This window comes from Mesorhizobium sp. GW821-FHT04C10 (assembly GCF_059420305.1).
In genome coordinates, this window is record NZ_JBWKTL010000001.1 from 6,032,209 (window position 1) to 6,054,508 (window position 22,300).

General features: G+C 64.5%; 19 protein-coding genes. 10 read left to right on the forward strand and 9 right to left on the reverse strand.

From position 1 onward, the window contains the following. Positions 1–1,488: an N-acyl-D-amino-acid deacylase family protein gene (locus AC07UC_RS29290; protein ID WP_494908277.1), complete on the forward strand. Its 1,488-nt coding sequence runs from the start codon at positions 1–3 to the stop codon at positions 1,486–1,488. Here AC07UC_RS29290 and AC07UC_RS29295 read toward each other — a convergent pair. From AC07UC_RS29295 to AC07UC_RS29325, 7 genes are read right to left on the reverse strand one after another with little or no spacing between them, the layout of a single operon-like run. Then, the gene (locus AC07UC_RS29295; protein WP_494908278.1) at positions 1,473–2,138 is read right to left on the reverse strand and encodes a cysteine hydrolase family protein; all 666 of its coding nucleotides are present in this window, start codon (positions 2,136–2,138) and stop codon (positions 1,473–1,475) included. The genes AC07UC_RS29290 and AC07UC_RS29295 overlap by 16 nt on opposite strands. Continuing rightward, complete coding sequence (locus tag AC07UC_RS29300) at positions 2,135–3,418, reverse strand: Zn-dependent hydrolase (RefSeq protein WP_494908279.1); 1,284 nt, start codon at positions 3,416–3,418, stop codon at positions 2,135–2,137. The genes AC07UC_RS29295 and AC07UC_RS29300 overlap by 4 nt, the downstream gene beginning before the upstream one ends. After that, on the reverse strand, positions 3,415–4,581 hold the full coding sequence (locus AC07UC_RS29305) for an NAD(P)/FAD-dependent oxidoreductase (RefSeq protein ID WP_494908280.1): 1,167 nt from the start codon (positions 4,579–4,581) through the stop codon (positions 3,415–3,417). The genes AC07UC_RS29300 and AC07UC_RS29305 overlap by 4 nt, the downstream gene beginning before the upstream one ends. A 13-nt stretch (positions 4,582–4,594) precedes the next feature. After that, on the reverse strand, positions 4,595–5,911 hold the full coding sequence (locus tag AC07UC_RS29310; RefSeq protein WP_494908281.1) for a Coenzyme F420 hydrogenase/dehydrogenase, beta subunit C-terminal domain: 1,317 nt from the start codon (positions 5,909–5,911) through the stop codon (positions 4,595–4,597). A gap of 12 nt (positions 5,912–5,923) precedes the next feature. Then, entirely contained in the window at positions 5,924–6,838 is a 915-nt protein-coding gene (locus tag AC07UC_RS29315) for a nitrilase-related carbon-nitrogen hydrolase (RefSeq protein ID WP_494908282.1), read from the reverse strand. Further along, positions 6,823–8,253, reverse strand: coding sequence for a dihydropyrimidinase (gene hydA, locus AC07UC_RS29320; protein WP_494908283.1), 1,431 nt, complete (start codon positions 8,251–8,253; stop codon positions 6,823–6,825). The genes AC07UC_RS29315 and hydA overlap by 16 nt, the downstream gene beginning before the upstream one ends. A gap of 24 nt (positions 8,254–8,277) precedes the next feature. Further along, on the reverse strand, positions 8,278–8,628 hold the full coding sequence (locus AC07UC_RS29325) for a RidA family protein (protein ID WP_056564911.1): 351 nt from the start codon (positions 8,626–8,628) through the stop codon (positions 8,278–8,280). A 304-nt stretch (positions 8,629–8,932) separates the two neighbouring features. On the opposite strand from AC07UC_RS29325, the gene AC07UC_RS29330 reads away from it, so the two are divergent. Genes AC07UC_RS29330 through AC07UC_RS29355 form a run of 6 tightly spaced genes read left to right on the forward strand, consistent with a single transcriptional unit; the run spans position 8,933 to position 15,092 of the window. Next, a complete protein-coding gene (locus AC07UC_RS29330; RefSeq protein ID WP_494908284.1) occupies positions 8,933–10,186 on the forward strand; it encodes an MFS transporter in 1,254 nt (417 codons plus the stop codon). Positions 10,187–10,196: 10 nt separating this feature from the next. Continuing rightward, complete coding sequence (locus AC07UC_RS29335; RefSeq protein WP_494908285.1) at positions 10,197–10,946, forward strand: SDR family NAD(P)-dependent oxidoreductase; 750 nt, start codon at positions 10,197–10,199, stop codon at positions 10,944–10,946. Between the two features lie 36 nt (positions 10,947–10,982). Continuing rightward, positions 10,983–12,008 (forward strand): NAD-dependent epimerase/dehydratase family protein, encoded by a 1,026-nt coding sequence (locus AC07UC_RS29340; RefSeq protein WP_494908286.1) that lies wholly within the window; start codon positions 10,983–10,985, stop codon positions 12,006–12,008. Between the two features lie 12 nt (positions 12,009–12,020). Beyond that, complete coding sequence (locus AC07UC_RS29345; protein WP_494908287.1) at positions 12,021–12,956, forward strand: polysaccharide deacetylase family protein; 936 nt, start codon at positions 12,021–12,023, stop codon at positions 12,954–12,956. Between the two features lie 22 nt (positions 12,957–12,978). Beyond that, entirely contained in the window at positions 12,979–14,313 is a 1,335-nt protein-coding gene (locus AC07UC_RS29350; RefSeq protein WP_494908288.1) for a dihydroorotase, read from the forward strand. A 5-nt stretch (positions 14,314–14,318) separates the two neighbouring features. Next, a complete protein-coding gene (locus tag AC07UC_RS29355) occupies positions 14,319–15,092 on the forward strand; it encodes an SDR family NAD(P)-dependent oxidoreductase (RefSeq protein ID WP_494908289.1) in 774 nt (257 codons plus the stop codon). 39 nt (positions 15,093–15,131) lie between these two features. On the opposite strand, the gene AC07UC_RS29360 is transcribed toward AC07UC_RS29355, so the two are convergent. After that, complete coding sequence (locus tag AC07UC_RS29360) at positions 15,132–15,641, reverse strand: hypothetical protein (RefSeq protein ID WP_494908290.1); 510 nt, start codon at positions 15,639–15,641, stop codon at positions 15,132–15,134. 343 nt (positions 15,642–15,984) lie between these two features. On the opposite strand from AC07UC_RS29360, the gene AC07UC_RS29365 reads away from it, so the two are divergent. Further along, complete coding sequence (locus AC07UC_RS29365) at positions 15,985–16,533, forward strand: glutathione peroxidase (protein ID WP_494908291.1); 549 nt, start codon at positions 15,985–15,987, stop codon at positions 16,531–16,533. A gap of 89 nt (positions 16,534–16,622) precedes the next feature. Beyond that, positions 16,623–17,423, forward strand: coding sequence for an SDR family NAD(P)-dependent oxidoreductase (locus tag AC07UC_RS29370; protein ID WP_494908292.1), 801 nt, complete (start codon positions 16,623–16,625; stop codon positions 17,421–17,423). A 380-nt stretch (positions 17,424–17,803) separates the two neighbouring features. Here the strand turns inward: AC07UC_RS29370 and AC07UC_RS29375 are convergent, their stop codons facing one another. Continuing rightward, positions 17,804–21,301: a hypothetical protein gene (locus tag AC07UC_RS29375; RefSeq protein WP_494908293.1), complete on the reverse strand. Its 3,498-nt coding sequence runs from the start codon at positions 21,299–21,301 to the stop codon at positions 17,804–17,806. 751 nt (positions 21,302–22,052) lie between these two features. Between AC07UC_RS29375 and AC07UC_RS29380 the strand changes: the two genes are divergently transcribed. Then, positions 22,053–22,178, forward strand: coding sequence for a hypothetical protein (locus AC07UC_RS29380; protein WP_494908294.1), 126 nt, complete (start codon positions 22,053–22,055; stop codon positions 22,176–22,178). The last annotated feature ends 122 nt before the right edge of the window (positions 22,179–22,300 follow it).

Here is a 22,300-nt window from a genome sequence, read left to right on the forward strand (position 1 = left end):
ATGCACCATGATCTCGTCATCCGTCACGCGACGCTGATCGCCGGCGACGGCTCGAAACCTTTCGAGGCCGACATCGCCGTCACCGGCAACAGGATCGCCGCCATCGGCCGGCTGGACGACGCGACTGGCATCGAGGAGATCGATGCCAGGGGCAAGGTGGTCGCGCCCGGCTTCATCGACGTGCACACCCATGACGATGGCGCACTGCTGGCGCCCCGCGGCATGGATCCGAAGATCAGCCAGGGCGTGACGACGGTGATCGCCGGCAATTGCGGCGTCAGCCTGGCGCCGCTGCTTCTCGACAGGACGCCACCCCCGCCCTTCACGCTGGTCGGCGGCCGCGAGAATTTCCGCTTCGATCGCTTTGCCGACTATGTCGCCGAGCTCAGGCGGCGCGGCATCGCCACGAACGCGGCTCTATTGGTCGGCCACACCACTTTGCGCCAGCGCTGCATGCCGGTGACCGACCGTCCGGCCAACGAAGCGGAGACGGCGGCGATGCAGGAGGCGGTCGCCGAGGCCATGGCCGACGGCGCCTTCGGCCTCAGCACCGGGCTCGACTATCCGCCCGCCGTGAAGTCCTCGACCGAGGAGGTCAAGGCGCTCGCAGCCATGGCGGCCGGCCTCGGCGGCCCGTATGTCACTCACACACGCAACTATTTCGAAACGATGGACGAGGCGATCGAGGAGGCGATCGACATTGCCGATCATGCCGGCGGCAAGCTGTTCATCTCGCACCACCAGTGCACCGGCCGCGCCAATTTCGGCAAGAGCCGTCCGTCACTGGAAAGGATCGACCGGGCGCGCGAGACGATGGACATCGGCATGGATGTCTATCCCTATGCCGCAAGCTCTACCGTGCTTCGCCTGGAACGTTGCGACACGGGCCTGAAGATCCTCGTCACCTGGTCGGATCCGCATCCGGAGATGGCCAGGCGCGAGATCGCCGACATCGCGCGGGAATGGAATTGCAGCGAGCGCGAGGCGGGTGAGCGCCTGCTGCCGGCGGGTGCTGTCTATTTCCAGCTCGACGAGACGGATGTGCGCAACATCATCGCCCATCCGCGCACCATGATCGGCTCGGACGGCCTGCCGCACGATATCCACCCGCATCCGCGCCTGTGGGGCACCTTCCCGCGCGTGCTCGGCCACTATGCCAGGGATGTCGGCCTGTTCAGCCTGGAGGAGGCCGTGTTCCGGATGACCGGGCTGCCCGCGAAGGAATTCGGCATGGCGCAACGCGGGCTGCTGGTCGAAGGCAATTTCGCCGATCTCGTCGTCTTCGATCCCGACACGATAATCGACACCGCCACGTTCGAGGAGCCGCGTCGGCCCGCCGCCGGCATCGAGCATGTCTTCGTCAACGGCGTATCCGTATGGCGCGGCGGCAGGGCGACCGGCGCACTGCCTGGCACGGTACTCAAGCCCTCGGCCTCAAAGGTCGTCAGGGGCGCATGCGGCTGCGGCGCCGATCACAGCGCCTCGTAAATCCGGTCGACCGTTTCGAGCGTGTAGACGAATTCCACCGGCCGCGTGCAGCGCCAGCCGTCGAAAGGCTGGCCGGCGAGCGCCTTCAACGCCTCGGGCAGGCGCAGGATGCCGCCGCCATAGAGCCGGTTGGCCATGTCGAGCATGCCGGTGCGGTGCATGGCCTCGCTCATGCTGCCGCAGGCGTCCTTGACCAGCCAGACCCTGAAACCCTGGTAGACCGCGTCGAACACGCTCTCGGTCACGCAACTGTCGGTCAGCACGCCGGTCACGATCAGGTTCTCGACCTTCAGGCCGGCCAGCCGTTTTGAAAGATCGGTGCGGCGAAAGGCGCTCGGCCAGTGCTTGTGGATGATGATGTCGCCGTGCAGCGCCGCCACTTCGGCGCAGATCGCCGCGCCATCGCTGCCGGCCACGGCGGAGCGGAATTCCTCGGTCAGGATCTCCTCCTGCCTTGCGTAGCCGTCGCGTTCCTCCGGCTTCACCCAGGCCTGCGCATGGATGACCGGCACGCCTGCCGCACGGGCGGCTGCGATCAGCGTCGCGGCATTGGCGAGCACGGCGTCATAGCCGATCACCGGCCAGGCCGCACCGGGGCGGTATTCGTTCTGCAAATCGATGACGAGCAAGGCGGTCGCGGCAAGGTTCATGGCTGTCCCAGGGGATTGTCGAAGTCAGTGATGAAACGAAGAAGCAAGCGGATCGCCTGATCAAGGTCGGCGATCTCCATCGCTTCATGCGGGTTGTGGCTGCCGTTCTCGTTGCGAACGAAGATCATGGCGGTCGCGATGTCGGCGCCTGCGAAGGTGGCTGCGTCATGCCCCGCCCCGCTCGGCACATGCGGCGCCCGCATCTGCAGTTCGGTGGCGGCACGGTCCAGCCTTGCGATCAGAGCCGGCGACATGGTTGCCGGCTCCCAGGTGAAGCGTGGCCCGGCCTCGAAGCTGACGCCGCGTTTCCTGCCGACTTCGGCGAAGAGCGCGTGCAGTCTTGCGTCGACCCGTTCAAGAACAGCGGCCTCGGCACTGCGCACATCGAGCGTGAAGCGGAGTTCGCCCAGGACGCGGCTGCCCCCGTGCTGGCTCGGATCGGATTCCACCCGGCCGAAGGTGATGGTGGCCTCATGCCCTTCACGCTCGAGCGCGTCCCATTCCGCTTCAAGGCCGGCGACCAGATCGGCAAAGCCGAGCACACTGTCATGGCGGGCAAAGCGCGGCTCGGCACCTGAATGCGCGTAGGCGCCAAGGCATTTCGCATCGACATAACGGAAGCCGCCGGCAATACCGGTGACGATGCCGACCGGCGCACCGGATGCGACAAGGCGCGGTCCCTGCTCGATATGCACTTCGACGAAAGCCGCGATGCGGCCGGCATCGATGCCCGGCACGCTACGCCGCACGGCATCGGGGTCGAAGCCTTCCTCACGCATGTGATCCGCAAGCGTGCGTCCGCTGTCCGACCGCCTCGCGTCCAGCGCCGCCGGCTCAAGCAACCCAAGTGCGGCCTGGCTGCCGGGATAGGATAGCGGAAACCACACCGCTTCCTCGGCGCGGGTCGCCAGCACGATCAGATCGCGTGACAATTGGATGCCTTGCCCGACCAGTTCGGCCATCACCGCCAGTCCGGCCACGACGCCCGCAGCGCCGTCGAAATTGCCACCATGCGGCACGCTGTCGAGATGCGAACCGACAACGATCGCCGGCAGGTCGGGGTCGCGGCCCTTCAGCGTCAAATAGAGATTGCCGGCGGCATCGACATGCGCCGTGGCGCCGAGCTTTTCCGCTTCATCGCGCACGAGATCGTGGGCGAAGCGTTCACCGGGTCCATAGGCGATACGCGTGATCCCCGGCGCATCGGTGGTGGCGTGCGCAAGCCTGTCCAGCAGATGCCCGGCCAGCCTGCCGCCGGCCGTGAGTGCGGCATCGCTCATGACGCAACCTGTCTGGCTTGGGACTCGACGCCGCGCAGCCGGTGTGGCGCGAGATCTTCCATAGACACGCCCTGCCTTGCGACATCATCTGGAAAGCCCTTGCCCGCGATCAGGCTGGCGCAGACGCGCGACAGCCCCGGCGAGGTCTTGATGCCGTAGCCGCCCTGCCCGACCAGCCAGACGAAATCCGGTACTTCGTCATCCGGTCCGACCACCGGCGACCCATCGGCGACGAAGGTCCGCAAGCCTGCCCATGAGCGCGACACGCGCTGCACCTCGATCGTCGTCGCCCGCTCAAGACGTTCGGCGCCGATCGCCACATCGATATCCTCGGCATAGGCATCCATCGGTGCTGAGGGCGTCGCATCGGCAGGCGAGACGAACAACTGCCCTGCATCCGGCTTGAAATAGAATTCGGCGCCGACATCGTTGACCAGCGGCCACTCTGATATGTCGACACCGGCGGGCGCCGGGATGTTGAAGGCGGTGCGGCGCTTCGGCTGCAGGCCGATCGGGCGCACGCCAGCCATGACGGCGATCTCGTCACCCCAGGCACCGGCGGCATTGACGATCTGTGGCGCAAGGAATGTTCCCGCCGGGGTTTCGACCCGCCATTGGCCGCCTTGCCGGCCGATGGCGTTGACGCCGGCATTGGTGACGATCCTGGCGCCGTGCGCACGGGCGCCACGCAAGAAGCCCTGGTGCAGGCCGTTCACATCGATGTCCATCGAATGCGGTTCGATATAGGCGCCGGCGAGATAATCCGCGCGCAGCACCGGCACGCGCGCAATCGCCTCGGCCGGTGTCATGGCGACGATCGACGGCACCAGCGCCCGCGCGGCCTCGAGATCCTGAGCCAGGAGATCGAGCTGATCGGCGCGCGCCACGGTGATCATGCCGCGTTTGCCGAGAAGCGGATAATCAGTGAAGCCAGCCGGCGGTTCGGTCAGGAAAGACCGGCTCGCCAGCACGATCCGGCGGATAATGCCGTTGCCGTAGTTTTCGGTAAAGCTTGCCGCCGAGCGGCCGGTGGTGTGGTAGCCGCAATGGCTTTCCCGCTCGAGCACGACCACCTTGGCCGAGCGGGAAATCTCGAAGGCGGCGCCGGCGCCGGCCATGCCGCCGCCAATGATGATGATTTCGGTTTGCTCGGCGGCACTCATATCAGCTCATCCTTTAACAAGATCGCACAGCCTTGCTTTCACGCGGCACGGCAGGCGGCTCACCCAGGCGTCCGCGCCGGGCGCGGTCGCGGGCGCCACGCCCCTCGGCCAGATTTTCGGCCAACGAATTCTGCGCGGCGCAATCTTCAAGTGCGAGGTCGGTGACAAAAGGCATCGGCTTGCCGGCGATCGCCATGCCTTTCAGCCGCGCCCAGACGGCGCGCCGCTTGCGCACCTGATGCGACTGCAACTCACTGATCTCCGCCATACTGGTTTCCCGCTTGATCTCCAGCGCGCCGGCTTCGACCGCCGCGTCGAACAGCTCAAGGCCGCGCCTAGTGCGCACGATGATGCCGTTGAGCGCCTCGTCCTCGACCGCCGGCCCGCCGTTCAGCCAGGCGTCATGAACCGCGATGTCCGCCACCTGGCCGATCGCATCCGGGCAGATCTTGCAGCGCGGCTGGATCATCCATTTATCCTCGTCTTCCCACAGCTGCCGATAGGTGAGTTCGAAGGCGCGCCCGTCGCTGGTTTCGATTCGGTTGAGGCCGGGGTTGCCGTGACCCCGATAGCGGAACAATCTGAGTTCGTCCTCGCCGAGGCCGAAGCGCTGCAACGCCTGTTCCGATTTCGACAGATCCGAGGCACCGCCGCAGACGAAGGCCAAGGCATATCGCATCAAATCATCGACGCGGGGATCGAGCCGCGCCAGGTTGCGCACGGCGGTGACGTCGCAAGGCTTGGCGATCAGCGCGAACGGCTCGCCGCGATCGAGGATGTCGCCGAAATCCACCAGGGTCGCAGCCGGGCCATAGCGCGAGCCGGCGCCCTCAAGCACCGAAGCGGCATCAAAGCTCAGGCGGCGCTCGCTGCGCATCGGCTGGGAATGCGATGCGGCGACATGCAGCACGAACTTGACGCGTCCGGAACTCAGGAGGAATTGGCCAAGCGCCGTCAGCACCCCACCTCCCGAGCCGACAAACCGCACCGCGGGATCTCCCGCGCAGCCGAGCACAAGCCGTTCGGCAGGGCCCCAGACGGTGTCCGTTACTGCGGCATTGCTTGCCTGCGCCCGCGACGGACCGGCGATGCGCGTTCCCGGACAGACGGCGTTGATCCGCATCAGCGTCGACCTGTCCAATGCCTGGTTCGCCACCGGCCGCTCGCGCCCCTCCGGCGTCATCATCATCTCGACCGCGCCACGGCCGGCGATCGATCGGCAGAGGCCGCAGCCGATGCAAAGACCGTTCTCGACGATCTCGCTCAGCGAAAGTGGATCGGTCGGCAGCATCATCGTGGCTTGGCTATGGCTGGCTTCGATCAGGCCCATCTCGTTTCGATCTCAGACCGGTTCCGAAATACGCCGGTACTGATCGGGGCGGCGATAGAGCGCGAAATTGAAATTCACCTTCCGGCAGGTCTCGATCAGGTCGAGGTCAGCGCGATGGACGATGATCTCGTCGCCGAGCGACATCGCCTGCGCAGCAATCTCGCCGGTCGGCGCGATGATGCAGGAGCCGCCTATCAGTGCCTGGCCGTCTTCCAGCCCGGCCTTGGCGGCGGCCGCCACCCACAGCGTGTTCTGGTAGGCGCCGGCCTGCATCGGCAGATGGTTGTGGAACATCCTGAGATGCGCCAGCGCCGGCGCCTCGTCCAGCAGCAGCGGCGTGTTGTAGCCAAGCAGAGCTACCTCGGCGCCGTTGAGGCACAGCATACGATAGGTCTCCGGCCAGCGGCGGTCATTGCAGATCGCCATGCCGACACGGACGCCGCGATAGTCGAAGACCGGGAAGCCGAGATTGCCAGGCTCGAAATAGCGCCGCTCGAGATGCGTGGTGGTGCCTTCCTCCGGCTCGCTCGACCCCGGCACATGCATCTTGCGATAGCGGCCGATGAAGCGCCCGTCCGGGCCGACAAGGTCCATGGTGTTGAAATGGCGCGTCCGGCCGTCTTCCCCAGCAATCTCGCAATAGCCGAGCGCGAAGCCGACCTTGAGGCGCGCGGCGGCGTCATAGAGGCGCTGCGTTGCGGGGCCAGGCATCGACTGTTCGAAGAAAGCGTCGATCTCAGCCTGATCGTCGATGCGCCAGCGCGGGAAGAAGGTGGTCAGCGCCATCTCAGGGAACGCCACAATTTCCGCACCCGCGGCCGCAGCCTGTTCCAGCAAGTGGACGAGGCGATCGACAGTTTCGGCACGCGAGGCGCTGCGCTGGATCGGTCCGGTCTGGGCGACCGCTATAGTCAGGCATCGAGCCATGGCGTCGTCTCCTCGACTGGTTTTCCCGAGCGGGCCGGATCGGCCGCGCTGCGCTCTACGAATTGTCCGAACCCAGGCTGCACCTGCAGCACGCCGTCGGCGACCACCGGCACGCCGCGCACCAGCACGGTGGTCGGCTTGCCGGTCACGCTCCTGCCCTCGTAGGGCGTGAAGTCGACGCGCGAATGCAGGGCCGAATGGCCAAGCGTCCAGGTCGCCGTGGGATCCCACAGCGCCAGATCGGCATCGAGGCCGACCGCTATCCGGCCCTTGGCGTGGGCCAGACCATAGATCGCGGCGGCATTGCGCGAGGTGAGATCGAGATAGCGCTCCAGCGTCAGCCGGCCGGAGAGCAGTCCTTCCGAGAAGAGCAGCGGCAGACGAGTCTCGATGCCGGGGATGCCGCTCAGCGTGGTGGTAAAACCGGGCGTCCGCGATCGCGCGATCTTGTCGGCGAAGAAATAGGGCGAATGGTCGGAGGACCAGAGATCGATGCCGCCATCGATCAGCGCCTGCCACAGATGCTCATGGCTGCGCGGCGAACGCGGCGGCGGTGAAAAGACGAAGCGCGCGGCATCCAGGGCCGGCCGATCGAGGTCGGCAGCGCCGATGAACAGATATTGCGGACAGGTCTCGGCGATCGCATCCACACCACGAGCCCGTGCCCGCGCCACCTCCTCGGCCGACTGCCAGGAGGAGACGTGGACGATGGTCATGCGTGCGCCGGTCATTTCGGCGAAGGCCAGCGCACGATGCGTGGCCTCGCGCTCCATCGTCTCGCTGTGGGCAACGACATGGTAGCGGATGTCGGTTCGGCCGAGATCGATCAGCCTCTGGCGCGTGCGGCGGATGGCGGCGTCGTTCTCGGCATGGACCATGACAATCCAGCCAAGCCTGTGCGCGGTATCGAGTACCCTGAAGAAGAGATCGTCGTCGACCGCAAAACCCTGATAGGTCATGAACAGCTTGACCGAGGCGATGCCGCGTCCAGCGAGCTGCGAAAGCTGTTGCTCGACATTCGAGCCGGTGCCCATGGTCACCACGGCGTGCAGCCCGTAGTCGATCACCGCGCGCCCTGTGGCGCGATCGAGCGCTCGATCAATGGCGCCGACAGTGCTCATCTCCGGACCCGGCATGCCGAACGGGACGATGCATGTCGTGCCGCCGAAGGCGGCCGAGATGGTGCCGGACTCGAAATCGTCCGCATTGCCGGCCCCGCCCCAGACCGGTTGGTCGAGATGGCAGTGGGCGTCGATGCCGCCGGGCATGACCCAACGACCGCCGGCGCCGATCACGGATTTACCGGCCAGGCCGGTCCCGATGGCGGCGATGCGGCCCTCATCGACGGCGATGTCGCATTCGGCCCAACCGTTGTCGAGCGCAACCCTTCCGCCTTTGATCACCAGCTCATGCATCCGGTTTGCCCACCCCAATCGGCGTCAGCCGACGGCCGCCGTGACCATGATCTCGACGCGATACTGGTCGCCGGCAAGTCGCGCCTCGACCGTTGCGCGCACCGGCATGGCGCTGCGGTCGATCCAGGCGTCCCATGCCGCATTCATCATCTCGAAGTCGGCGATGTCGCGCAGCCAGATTTGGGCGCTGAGAAGCTTCGACTTGTCGCTGCCGGCCTTGGCCAGAAGGGTATCGATCTTGGCGAAAATCTGCTTCGTCTGCGCGGTGGTGTCGCCGGAAAGGTCGTCCGCCGTCAGGCCGGAGACATAGACGGTGCCGTTGTAGCGCAGCACCCGGCAGAAGCGTTGCCCGTTCTCAAGACGTTCGATCGTCATACCCTGGTCTCCTCTCGATCTTCGGCAGGTGACCTATCGTAGGGAGCGTGCAAAAGGACTGTAAAGCCTGTCGCACGGCGCAACGCCGTTTTCCGCCACCGGGATGGCCAAAAAAAATCACGCCATAGCCGTGTCAATCTTCGCTTGTGGCGTGCATGACGAAGTGTAGCTTCTGTCTGGGAGAGCAGCCGCTGGCCGGCGTGACTGCCAAGGGGAGCCGTCGCAATGCATCAAGGTTCAGCGTCGGTCATTGACCCTGCTTGCGATCGCCGGCGCCTGTCCTAGCCGGCTGACGGCGGCATTCATGGGGTCGATCTCTCAATCCGCGATGCGCTTCTGGCGGAACGCCGAGCGCTCCCGCGCCACGCTGCCGATCATGGCAAGCGTCTGTCTCGCCTGCATCGGCAGCGCCATGCTGACGACCGCGGTCTCGTTCCATCTGGGCAAACCTGGCGTCGACCCCGACGTCGTGCAGATCGTGCTGACCGCCTATCCGGTCGGCTTCCTGATCGGATGCCTGATGACGCGTCCATTGGTCGCCCGCTATGGCCATGAGCGGACCTTCCTGCTGATCCTGACAACCGCGCTGCTGTCGGCCCTGGGCTTCATCTTCACCGACTTCATGCCGAGCTGGTTCTGCTTCCGGCTGCTTGGCGGCATGTCGATGGCCTCGATGTTCGTCGTCTGCGAGAGCTGGATCAATCTCTATGCCGAACAGCACAATCGCGGCGCGATGTTCTCGATCTACATGCTGACGACAGCGATCGCCGTGCTGCTCGGCCAGATACTGGTCGCGCTGGTCGGTCCGAAATCTCCGCATCTGTTCTTGGTGGCGACGGCGACGGTGCTTCTGGCCTTCGCGCCAAAATTCGCGGGGCTACGCTGGCCGACGCTGCCTTCGGTGCCGGCCGATCCGGCGCCCACGCCCGGAGCGAAGGCAGACAGGCGGCTCGGACCGCTCGCGCTTTTTAGGCTGGCGCCGGTGACGGTCGTCGCCATTTTCCAGGCCGGCATCACCAACATGAACATCTTCGTGCTGACACCTCTTTACGGGACGCAGATCGGACTGTCGGCGGTGGCTACCGTCTGGCTGGTGACCATAATTAGCATAGCCGGCATGCTCGCGCAGACCCCGGTCGGCTGGCTGTCGGACCGGTTCGACCGTCGCCTGATGCTGCTCATCCAAGGGCTGGTGTCAGTGACGACCTGCGCCGCGATCGCATGGGTCGGCACCCTGTCGGTGCCGCTGCTGTTCGTGCTGTTCTTCCTCTATGGTGCCACGGCGCTGACGATCTATCCGGTGGCGATGGCCTTCGGCGCATCGCAGCTTCACAGCCGGCACATGGTCGCCGCGTCCGGCACGCTGCTCCTGCTCTACTCGATCGGCAATGTGGCGACGCCGGGCGTCGCCGCGGGATTGATGGCGCATCTTGGCCCTCCCGCCATGTTCCTGCTGCTCGGCGGCGGCGCTGCCCTGGTCACGGTCGCGGCCTGCTACAATCTTCTGCGCCGGCCGGTCACGGCGCCGGTCATGCAAAGTGTAGAGGAACGAGTTTGAGGTCGCCGCGATGAACCGATTGCAAGGCAGCGTTGTCCTGATCGCGGGCGCCGCAAGCGGCATTGGCGCCGCCATTGCCCGGCGGTGCGTCGCGGAAGGCGCCAGCGTGGTCTGCGCCGACTATGATCTCGCGGCCGCGACACAGCTTGCCGATACACTTGGCCCTTCGGCTGCCGCCTGCCAATGTGACGTGACCGACATCGGTTCCGCCCGGGACGCCGTCGAATTCGCGAGACAAGAATTCGGCCGGCTGGACGGACTGGTGCACAACGCCGCCGCGCCGTCGACGAACGCCACCGTCGTCGATCTTGACGAACAGTCGTGGCGGCGCGAACTCGATGTCGGCCTGACCGGTGCGTTCCTGATGAGCAAGTACGCGGTGCCGTTGATCGCGGCCGGCGGCGGCGGTTCGGTGGTGTTCATCGGCTCGCAGTTCGGACGGGTCGCGACCACCAAGGCCGTCGCCTACTGTGCTGCCAAGGCGGGACTGATCCATCTCGCCAAGGCGATGGCGGTCGACCATGCGCCGGACAAGGTGCGCGTCAACAGCCTGTCGCCGGGCGCCGTGGCGACGGCGCGCCTGTTGCGCAGATTTCCGGACTTCGAGGCCGCCAATGCAGGTCTTGGACCCGCCCATCTGCTCGGCCGCATCGCGGAGCCGGATGAAATTGCCGCGGCGGCGGCCTTCCTTCTGTCATCGGACGCGTCCTTCGTCACCGGATCCGACATGCTCGTGGATGGCGGCTATGCGACGCGCTGACTTCGTCCCTCTTCGTCCAGCTTCAAAGGAGTTCGCATGACGCTGCTCGTCACCGGTGGCACCGGCTTTGTCATGAGCGTGGTCGCACGCGCATGGCTGGACCGTGACCCGCAAGCCCGTGCCGTGATCCTCGACCGGTCCGGCCTCGACGCGGCGGCCGAAAAGCATTTCGCTCCGGTGCGCGACCGGCTCACGGTAATCGCCGCCGATGTGCTCGACCCGAAGAGCTGGTCCGCGACGCTTGACGAGCAAGGCATCACGGCAATCGTGCATGGCGCGACGATCACGCCGATCTCGCGTGGCAGCGCCTCGGAGGCAAAACGCCAGCCGGAGGCCGAGGACCCCGCCCGCATCGTCGACGTCAATCTCATGGGCACCGTGCGGATGCTGGACTGGGCCCGCGAGAGACAGGGTCTCAAGCGCTTCGTCTATGTCAGCTCCGGATCCGTCTACCGCCACAACGGGCCCGACTGGAGCAGCGAGCCACTGCCTGAAGACGGCTATGTCGCGCCGCTGACGCTCTACGGCATCTCGAAATTCGCCTCCGAAATGGTGACCAACCGCTATGCCGACCTGTTCGGCCTGTCGGCAGTCTCGGTGCGGCTTGCTTCCGTCTATGGCCCGATGGACCGCGCCACCGAGAGCCGCAACTTTCGCCATGTTCCCAACCGCGTCGCGCATATGGCCCTGGCCGGCGAGACGATCAGGCCGAACAGCCTGGAGCCGGTCGGTGACTACGCCGCCTCTACCGACGTTGCCGCCGCGATCCTCGCACTGATCGATGCCCCACGCCTCAATTACCGCCACTACAATATCGGCTCCGGCTCCAGCCAGACCATCGGCGAGATCATCGGCTGGGCAAGGGAACGCGTGCCCGGACTGAAAGTCGAGGTGACATCGGGAGAAGACGCCAACATCGTCCAGGATGTTAGCCTGAAAGGCGGCATGTGGGGGGCGTATGACATCGCCCGCATCCTGCGCGACACCACATGGCGGCCGCGATCCGGCAAGGAAGCCTTCCACGCTTACATGGACTGGATAGAAGCCAACGAAACGAGCTGAGAGGAAATTGTCATGACGCACAGCGTTGCCTCGCAAGCGCCACAGCCGCGCGACTTCGTCGGCTACGGTCCGCGCCCGCCCTTCATGACCTGGCCCGGTGGTGTCAAGCTCGCCATCAACCTCGTGCTCAACTACGAGGAAGGCTCGGAGTATTCCTGGCTCGAAGACGGCCGCAACGACAATTGGGGCGAATACAATCTCACTTCCAGTCCGCCGGTGCGCGACCTCGGCACCGAGACGCATTTCGAGTACGGCAGCCGGGCCGGCGTATGGCGTCTGGCGCGTCTGTTTGACCGTTATGATATCCCGATCACCATCTCCGCCTGTGCGGTGGCGCTGGAGCAAAACCCGCCCTTCGTCGAATGGATGAAGACGCGACGGCACGACCTGCTCGGCCACGGCCTGCGCTGGATCGACTACACGACGATGGAGCGCAGCGAGGAAAAGCGCCATCTGCATGAAGCCGTGGCTCTCTACGAGAAGCTGCTGGGAAGGCGGCCGTTGGGCTGGAACTGCCGCTCGCTGCCCAGTGTCAACACGCGCGGTCTGCTCGTCGAGGAAGGCGGATTCCTCTACCACTCCGACCCCTGCAATGACGATCTGCCCTACTTCGTCGATCACCAAGGCACGGAGATACTGGTCGTTCCCTATTCCAAGACACTCAACGACAGCCGCTATCTGGTGGCGCCCGGCTACAGCAACCCGCGCGACTTCGCCGAGGATTGCCGCTCGGCCATCGATTACATGCTCGACGAGGCGGACGAGACTGGCGGGCGCATGCTGACGATCGGCATCCATGCGCGCTGGATGGGCCAGCCCAACCGGGCATCCGGGCTGCGCGAGGTGATCGAGCACGTGAAGCAGAACCCGGCCGCCGCCTTCATGCGGCGCGAAGACATCGCCCGGTTCTGGCTCGCCAACCATGCCGGCTTCGAGCGGCGCGGCTGACAAGAGCAAAGAGAATGGCGGCATGTTCGAAACGCTGATCCGGGGAGCCACCATCGTCAATGCCGAAGGGTCCGAGCGGCGCGATGTAGGCGTCACCGACGGAAGGATCGTAGCGCTCGTCGCCCCCGGTGAGACGGTTTCGGCCGGAGCCATTTTCGATGCCGCCGGTGCCTATCTGTTGCCCGGCCTGGTCGACGCGCACGCGCATCTGCGCGAGCCGGGCCTGACGCACAAGGAGGATTTTTCCTCCGGCACGCATGCGGCGGCCCTTGGCGGTGTGACGACGGTGCTCGACATGCCGACCGACGAGCCATGGACGGCCACGGCCGAACAGCTTGCCGACAAGATGGCGATGGCCAAAGGCCGCATCCATGTCGATGTCGGTCTGCAGACCGTCGTCAGCCGCAACCTGTCACACATACCAGGCTTGCTCGATCTCTCGCCGGTTTCATTTGAGCTGTTCACCGCCGATGTGCCCGATGACTTCCTCTTTGCGACGCTCGACGCCGTGGCCGAGGCGTTGAAGGCTTTCGCAGGCACCGATACTTTGATCGGCATCTCGCCCGGCGATCAATCGATCCTGGCCGGCAGCACACTGCGCGACCGCTCAGGAACCATCGCCGCCTTTCAGGCCAGCCGGCCGCCGCTCGCCGAGGCCAACGGCATCGCCCGAGCGCTTGTCGTCGCCGCCTCGGCCGAGGCCAGAATTCATGTCCGCCAGATCAATTCCGAACTCGGCGTCGAGACGTGGAGCCGGCTGCGCGGCATGGCCGACGCCAGCGTCGAAACCACGCCGCAGAACCTCTTCTTCAACGCCAGCGACTATGAGATGCAAGGCGCCAATCTCAAGGCCTCGCCGCCCTTGCGCTCGCCGCATGATGTGGATGCGCTGCGCGCGGCACTCGGCGCAGGACTGATCGACATCGTCGCCACCGATCACGCGCCGCACGCGCCAGCCGAAAAGGCGGCGCCCTGCGCGGCTTTCGCCGACATTCCGGGCGGCATGCCGGGGCTGCAGACGCTGCTGCAGGCGATGTTGAAACTGGTCGACGAGAGCGTGATCACGCTGCCCGATCTGGTGCGCCTGAGCGCCCGCAATCCAGCCGAGCGCTTCGGCCTTGGCCGGCGCAAGGGGAAGATCGCCAGCGGCTACGATGCCGATATCCTCATCCTCGATCCGCGCCGGTCCAGCACGATCGCCAATGCCGATCAGGTGTCGCGAGCGGGCTATACGCCATTCGACGGCTGGACCGTCCAGGCGCGGCTGACAAGCGTCTTCCTGCGCGGTCGCGAGATCGTGCGCGAGGGAAAACTGATCGGCCCGAAAGTCGGAAACATCGTCACCCGGGAAAGCTGAGGACCATGCCCCTGCTCACAGACAAGACCGCCATCGTCACCGGAGGCAGTTCCGGCATCGGCCGTGCGATCGCGCTGAAATTCGCGGCCGAGGGCGCGAGCGTCGTCATCGCCGACACGGTCGAGCAGCCGATCGAGGGGGGTGAGAACACCGTGGACTTGATCCGCTCGGCCGGCGGAGCTGCCGTTTACATCAGGACCGACATCTCCGACTGGAGCGCCGTCGATGCGCTGGTTGGTGCGACGGTCGAGCAATTCGGACGGCTCGATGTGATGGTCAACAACGCCGCGATCTACACCAGCACCAATCTGATCGACACCACGCCGGAGCAGTGGAACCGCGTCATCGGCGTCAACCTGACCGGCTTCTTCTACTGCTCGAAGCGGGCGGTGACGCAGATGCTCGCCCAGGCGCCCGTTGACGACGTGCGCGGCCGCATCATCAACATCTCCTCGCAGCATGGCATGGTGGCCTGCCCCGGCGACCTTCCCTATTCGGTGAGCAAGGGCGGCATCGTGCAGATGACGAGGCAGATCGCGGTCGACCACGCCGACGATCTGATCGTCTGCAACGCCATCGCACCCGGCAAGATCATCACCGGCAAGCCGGGCGTGGCCAACGACCCCGATGCGCTCGACTATTCGCTCCGTCGTACGCCTTGGCCGCGGCTTGGAACCCCGAACGATGTGGCGGGAGCGGCGCTGTTCCTTGCCAGCGACATGGCAAGCTACGTCACCGGCATCAACCTGATGGTTGACGGCGGCTGGATGGCGGGCTGACGGATACGGGCTGGCCGCAAGGCGACCAGTCAGGTTTGATCATTGCCTGATGAACGGGCCCCTATAGGTCTGGCCGGCGAGCGCATAGGTTCCGGCCAGGGTCCCATCGGGCATCATCGTCAGACTGATGTCCGCGCCATTCGGCAGGCGCCCGAGCTTCAATGTGCTCCCGACAATTCTTCCTTCACCGGCGGCCTCGCCCGGATTGTTGTCGCCCAGATTGCCCCAGGCAAAAGTGACCGTCACCTTGCCGTTTGCGGAAATCGTCTGCACGGCGACTTTGGCTTCATACGCCCCCTCCAATCGCCCAGCCCACATGCCCGAAAAAGCGGCGTACTTTGTTGGAACGCCCTTCGCAGGGGGAGTGATCGTCACGGATGGATCCATGATTGCCGAACCCGCGGGGGCCGCGGCGGAGTTCGAGACCGGCTGAGCAGGAGTGCCAACAGGATCCGGCGCAGGTTCGAGAGCGGCGGGTTGCGGCCCTGCGGGAGCCGATTGGCACGCGACGAGCGCAAGCGCCATGAAGCCCAGCATCGTGTTCCGCATCGAATTCTCCACATCGTTTCGCGGACTGTCGGCGGGCCGCGACCCGCCGAATTGCACGTCACTCTACGCTACCGCCCTATCCAAAGCGTATAGCGCTTTACATCAAAGACGCCGTCAACAACCGTGCTTCTGATTTTGGCTGATCCCCTTCCAATTTTGAGGTGAGAAGCCCAGCACGACCTTTGCCTAAGACCGCTATAGCTCAGCATCAGCCACCGCGTGGGGGTGGCGAAAACGTGATCTTGCAAATCCGGCAATCTCAGCTCCGGAGAATAGCTTTCCTTGACGGGAGCCAGGAAGCCACCAATGTACCGGGCGATCTCACCTGCAGGGTATTTTGCTTATGACAGCCTCGATCCACGATATTCCGTTCAGCCGCGCCGACGGCTCAACCACAAGCCTGGGCGAATATGCCGGCAAGGTCTTGCTGATCGTCAACGTCGCCTCCAAATGCGGCTTCACCAAGCAGTATGACGGACTGGAGGCTCTCTATCGCTCGTATCGCGACCAAGGCCTTGTGGTGCTCGGCTTTCCGGCCAATGACTTCGCCGGGCAGGAACCGGGCACGGATGCGGAAATCCAGGAATTCTGCCGGTTGACCTATGGTGTCGAGTTCCCGGTGTTGGCCAAGATCGCGGTGACGGGACCGCGAAAGCATCCGCTCTATCAAGCGTTGATCGAGGCGCGGCCACAGGCTGTCTTCAAGCCGGACAGCACGCTGCTGACCCGGCTGGCCGGGAAAGGCGCCGCGCCCGCGGCCGGTGAAGTGAGCTGGAATTTTGAGAAGTTTCTGGTCGACCGCAAGGGGGTCGTCGTCGCCCGCTTCGGCTCCGACACGGAGCCGCAGGACGAGGCGATCGTCGGCGCCGTCCGCAAGCTTCTGGCGGTTTGAGGCAAGAAGCGAAGCTCCCAACACAGATCAAATTTGCGGCAACATCCGGCTTCCGCGGAGAAGCCGCCCGCATAACCGAGGACCAAGCCATGGATCTGCAACTGAACGGCAAACGCGCGCTGATCACAGGCGGCAGCAAGGGAATTGGCCGCGCCATCGCCCGGCAATTGGCCCTGGAAGGCGTGGACCTTGTCATCGCCGCCCGCAACGCTGCCGATCTGGATATTGCCGAGCGCGAACTGGCCGCCGAAACCGGGCGCAAGATCGTCGGACTATGCGTCGACACACAGGACGACAGCTCGGTCAAAGCGCTGGTGTCAGGGACGATCGCGGCGCTCGGCCGCCTCGACATCCTGGTCAACGCCGCAGCCAAGCCGGGCGGCCAGACACCACCGCCCAAGCTGGCCGAGATCACCGACGACCTGTTCTGGGATGACGTTGACGTCAAGGTGATGGGCTATCTGCGTATGGCGCGTGAGGCCGCGCCTCATATGGCCGCCGCCGGCTGGGGCCGGATCATCAACGTAAGCGGGCTCGCTGCCCGGCAGACAGGCTCGATCATCGGCTCGATCCGCAATGTTGCCGTCTCTGCCCTGACGAAGAACCTCGCCGACGAATTGGGCCCGAAGGGGATCAACGTGACGGTGGTCCATCCTGGCCTGACCCGCACGGAAAAGACCGCTCCCCTGGTCGCCGCCCGCGCGGCTTCGGCGGGCGTTTCGCCCGAGGAAATCGAACGGCGACTTGCCGCCAACGTCACGATCGGCCGCCTCGTCGATATGGCCGAAGTCGCTGATGTCGTCACATTCCTCGCCTCGCCGCGAAGCGTAGCCATCAACGGCGATGCGATCGCCTGCGGCGGCGGGGCCATCGGGCCGATACATTACTAGAGCAAAATCCAGGAAAAGCGTGAAACGGTTTTCCCAGGGGAATTGCGTCAAAACAAAGAGTTGGTCCGGCAGGACCTGACCCTACTTTCCTTTTTCGCCGCCGAGCGCCGGGGGTGGGGCCGGCGACGGCTGTTGCGCCGTGTCCGAGCCGACGGCGCCATCGATCGGAGGCGGGACAATGTCGTTGGCAGGATTTGCGGGCAGCCTGGGAGAAGCTTGCCATGCCACGCCGAGGCCAAAGCAAAGAAGCACCAGAGCAAGCGTCCCCACGGCGGTTGCGATCCCCCAAGGACCCAGCAGGGCCAGCAGGAAGGCCAGGAGATTTGGAAATGAAGTGGCCGGCAGGCTATGCCGATCGGGATCCGGTGTTGTCAGCTCAGTCATTGGCGCACTGCTTCTTCCCTGGAGGTGCTCGCGGGATTCGAGACAGCCTCATTCTCTGAACCGAAGACAGCTTCCCGGCCGGCCACCACCTTCCGCACGCTTCCAAAAATGGCTTCGCTCAGGCGGCCGAGCGCGCCCGACAATAACCACCTGCTTTCCTCGTGGCGGCCAAGCATCATATCCGACGCGGTTTGACCGAACCGGATAAATGCCGCGACAAGCATCATGGCGGGCATTGATGCCACCAGATCGGCGAGAGGCGATGTCAGAGCCTCCGGCTGCGTCACGAACACGACGCCGGTCCACGAGCCGCTGCTTGCCAACGCCGCATAGAACGGCGCCAGGGCAGTGACGGCAGCCAGGATCGAGCCGGCCACAAGAAGAAGAAACCGCATCCGCTCCCGAGGGGGGCTCAACAGGCCGATCGTGAGGGATAGTATGGCTACGGTCGTTCCCGTCGGCTTGTACAGAACTCCTGTCGGCAGTTGAATGAACGTGCCCACGGATACCCCACCATTGCCGAAGCTCAGGACGATTGCCGCCGCGATCATCGCGCCGAGAGGGATCGCACTTGCGGCCAGTGGCACGCGCCACAACCTCCTGGCCATCGGCACGGCAAAGTAGGCGAGCACCAGATCGAGCGCCTCGCCAGGGGACAATCCAAGGCCAAGATCGATGCCGGTGTCAGCCAGAGCATGGCTGAGCTTGCCGACGGGAAGTCCGGCGAGAGCGACGTGCAGGCCAAGGGCGATGAGCACGGGCCAGCGCGGCAATCGCATGGCACCGATCAGCACGAAGACAGCCACCCTCGCCAGATCCGGATCGATCCTCACCGTCAAGCCGCCGGTCTCGGATCCGCTGGTCAAAGTGGGCGACAGCAGCAGCACTAGGCAGAAGATAAGCGCGAAGATGATAAAGGAATTGGCTGGCCGGCCGCCAAGACTTCCGCCGAAGCGCAGCAGACGCTGCGCCAGAGCGGGCTCCCGCGCCAGGCGCAGCAGCAGGAATACGAGAGGAACCATCCAGACCCCGCCGGGCGTCGACACTGGCAGGATGGTCACAGCCAGCAGGAAGGGCAGCAAGCCGATGAAGATCGTCCGATCCGCAACGGGACCATTGCGCAGGCCAAGGCCGAATGCCACCGGCAAGGCGAGGTAGGCCAGCCAGGACCATGTCGAGCCGCCGAGCCAGAACAGCACCCGCAAGGTCCAGGTAAGCGCCGCTGTTGTCGAATCGATCGCGGCGAAGCCTTGCGCGCCAAGCTTGCTGAGTGCCCCCATGTTCATCAGGTCGGCAGTCGAGAGCCAGTTGTGCAGGGACGGCGGCAGGATCGCGACGGCCCACAGGATAAGCACCACCAACCATCGCGCAACGGCCGATTGCTGCCGCCTTTGTGCCAGGGCCGCGGCAGGTGCCTTCGCTACCCGATAGATCCTCATCGTAAGACGGCAGAGGGCATAGCTGGCCAGGAGGAGCGAAATCACGGCGGCGGCCTGTGCCGGCAGTTGCGGGTCAACCTTCGACGCCAAGCCCGGCAACCGTATCAGCTGCGTGGTGGACACTATGCCGGTTCGCAAAAGCAGGAGAGCAACGACAGCATTGGCGACAAAGGCAACGACGGTGCCGCCGAGAATGGCCTTGAGGAACAGGCTGACCCAGGCGGACCCAAATCGCCCGGTCGCACCGAGTGTCAAGAACCTCAAGGCATATATCGCCAGACGAAGCCCGATACGCCGGTTCCTCAAAACGAGGTACCAACCGAGCACAATGGCGCTCGCCAGGAGACCCAGGATCGACAAGGCCGCAGTCGAGGCAAACGTTCGATAATACAGCAGTGAAACGAAGGCCGCCGACGTGGTGGATCCGAAGACGAAGAGGACGCGTTTCAGATTTATAGAATTTTCGCCAACAAAGGGAGCGGTTCCGATCAGAGGAAGGCAAATCGCGATATAGACTGGAATCTTGTAATATTCATAATATCTGTCGGGAAACTTGTAGATGATTGAATTGGCGATGTCAGTGAAAAGGAAAAATATCGTTATCTGCCAGAACAGGATGAATGCACCAAACGTCACCCTTGATCTTGAGACATTGGATCCTGCCGAAAAGGCAAACAAAAACGACATGATAGCCGCAGGAATAAAAGCGGCAAATTCGTCGAAAAAATTGTTCAAGGATATGGGAAGGAGAGCGAAGAACAAAGAAACGGCTATCGAAAACCTGATGGAGATCGAATTTACCTTACCTGCCTCGGGAAACTCCACCTCCGCTGGCGATTCGAAAATGAGTCTCGGCAAAAGTGCTGCCACACCAAGAAATGATCCATAGAAAATTGCGTATTGAATTATGTCGAATGCGTCTCCACCGGACCTTATCGACGAAACCGCTGCGTACTGAATGGTGTGACACACCATCTCAACCAGCAATACGCAGACATAAAATCCGTATGCGTATGTGGTTCTCGGATAATTTCTTATCCGAAAAATGTCCCTGAACGATAGACCGATCCCTACTGCCAGGATCGGCAGGCAGGCGAGCAGCATGTACACCTGGGTGGTAGGCTGGTCGCGATTGAGATCGAACCTCGCCGCCGCCCATGAATATGCTGCTCTCAGGCCCCAGGGCGCGAACGCGGCCGCAACGATCGCGGCAATGCCGAAACCCAACAGCGAAAGGCGCATTGCCGGCGTAAGCCGGTCCGGCGCGGGGATGTGCACGGCGAGATCCGCATCAGCCACCTCGCCGCTCTCGACGAAGGTCAGGAACAATCGTTCTTCGACCAGTGCCCGAGAAGCAGGATCGGCGCCTTTTCGCAGCTCGCGCATCTGCGACAGCAATTTCTCGGCAGTCGTCGATGGGCGATAGACCTGGGTACCGAATGCGGCCGACGACCTGACCAGGCACAGATTGGCAAAAACGGTGAGATCCGTGCGGAGTTTCTTCCAGAGATCCTGCCTGGCAAACCGCTCGGTCTGGCGCTGGAAGCACCTGGCGAGGTCGGAGCGGAACCAGTCCGGCATGCGTCCCACCCGGAACCAGGGCAGCCGGGCAAGTCGTGCAAGCCGGGCAGCACTCGGCGCCTGCCCAGTCGCCTGCCGCCACAGCGCCGGCGTGAAATTGGGATCCAGCCTGGGAAACAAGGCGAGCGCCGCCAGCCCGGCTCCCGCCCGCAACGCGAAATCGTCCTGCTGGTAGGGGTCGTCAGGCAGTTCGCCTTCCTCCGGCTCGCCTATGCGGGCGCAGGCATAGGCGGTGACGCGCCGCGCCAGCCGGTCGCGGAAGGCATCGTCGACGGGCGGTATGTCGCTCGCGAAGTCGCCACGATCAAGTTCCAGCAGCAGTGGATCATAGCCGGGAGTCGCTTGCGCCATCACGCCACGATCGACGGCCTGCGACCGCTTGCTTGTGACAATAGCTTCGACCGCGCTTTCCAGACCGGCGTTCGAGTCCTCGGCCAGGCCCAGGCTGATGACGGCGAAGCCGGCCTCCTGCAAGGCGCGCTCGGCCGGCCCCCAACGATCGGGCGGAGACGGCGTCATCAGGATCGGGGGCTCGCGAAAGGCCGGAAGGGCGCGCGGCAGCTGCCGTAGTTGTCGGTCGGCGTCACGATAGTCGACCCATGGCAGTTCCTCGGGCTCGCCGAAGAAGGGTTTGCCGCGCCGCAGCTTGTTCTGTTCATAAGGCTCGAAAAAGCCGCGCCCCGTGCCGACGACGACGACCCGGGCTCCCGGGTGGCGGCGGGAGAGGGCGGCGAGCGAAACCACCGGCTGGCCGCCAAAACGGCGCCCGACGGCTTCGAGCACGTCAGGAAAGACCCGGAATTCGTAGCGCAGCAGATCCGCGCCACCATCGCGCAACCGTTTGGCCAACGCGTCGGCAAGAGCCGCCAGGTGGTCGTCATTGCCGAGGCGTTCGATCAGCATGAGGCAATCGGGAGCACGCGGTTCCACGCCCGTTTCCAGAGTCGGGTAGCCGGCGGCCTCGATCGACGCTGCGACGCTGCGGCGTATGTCGATGCGGTGGCCGGAGACACGAACCGGCCGACGCAACAGGCGGCCAGCCCGCCGCACCACCGCGGTGGGAAACAGAATCTCGCTGGCTTCCGGCGACATTGTCGAGGCCACGGTGCCGTCTTTCCTGTCACGAGCAAGACGCTCGTCGCGCCGCTTGCCGGCATAGCCCCACCAGAGCGCGGCAAAGCACAGCACCGCAAGAACGGCAAACAGACGATGCAGGAGGTCCTGCATGAAGAGTTCCGCCAACCACGGCCAGAAGGTTGCGGATGCCTGCCGCGAAGGCGGCGGCGGCTGGACAGAGGGCGGCTTCGGCGTGATTTCAACCGCCGCATGCGGCACCTTGAAAACAACATAGCCCACGGCGAGGACCAGGATTGCGATCAGCGTCGCGACAAGCAAACTGCGATAGCGCAGCTTGTAGAGCCGTTCCTGCCACGGCACGGCCAAAACCTGCTTTTCTTGATCGCGTATGGGCGG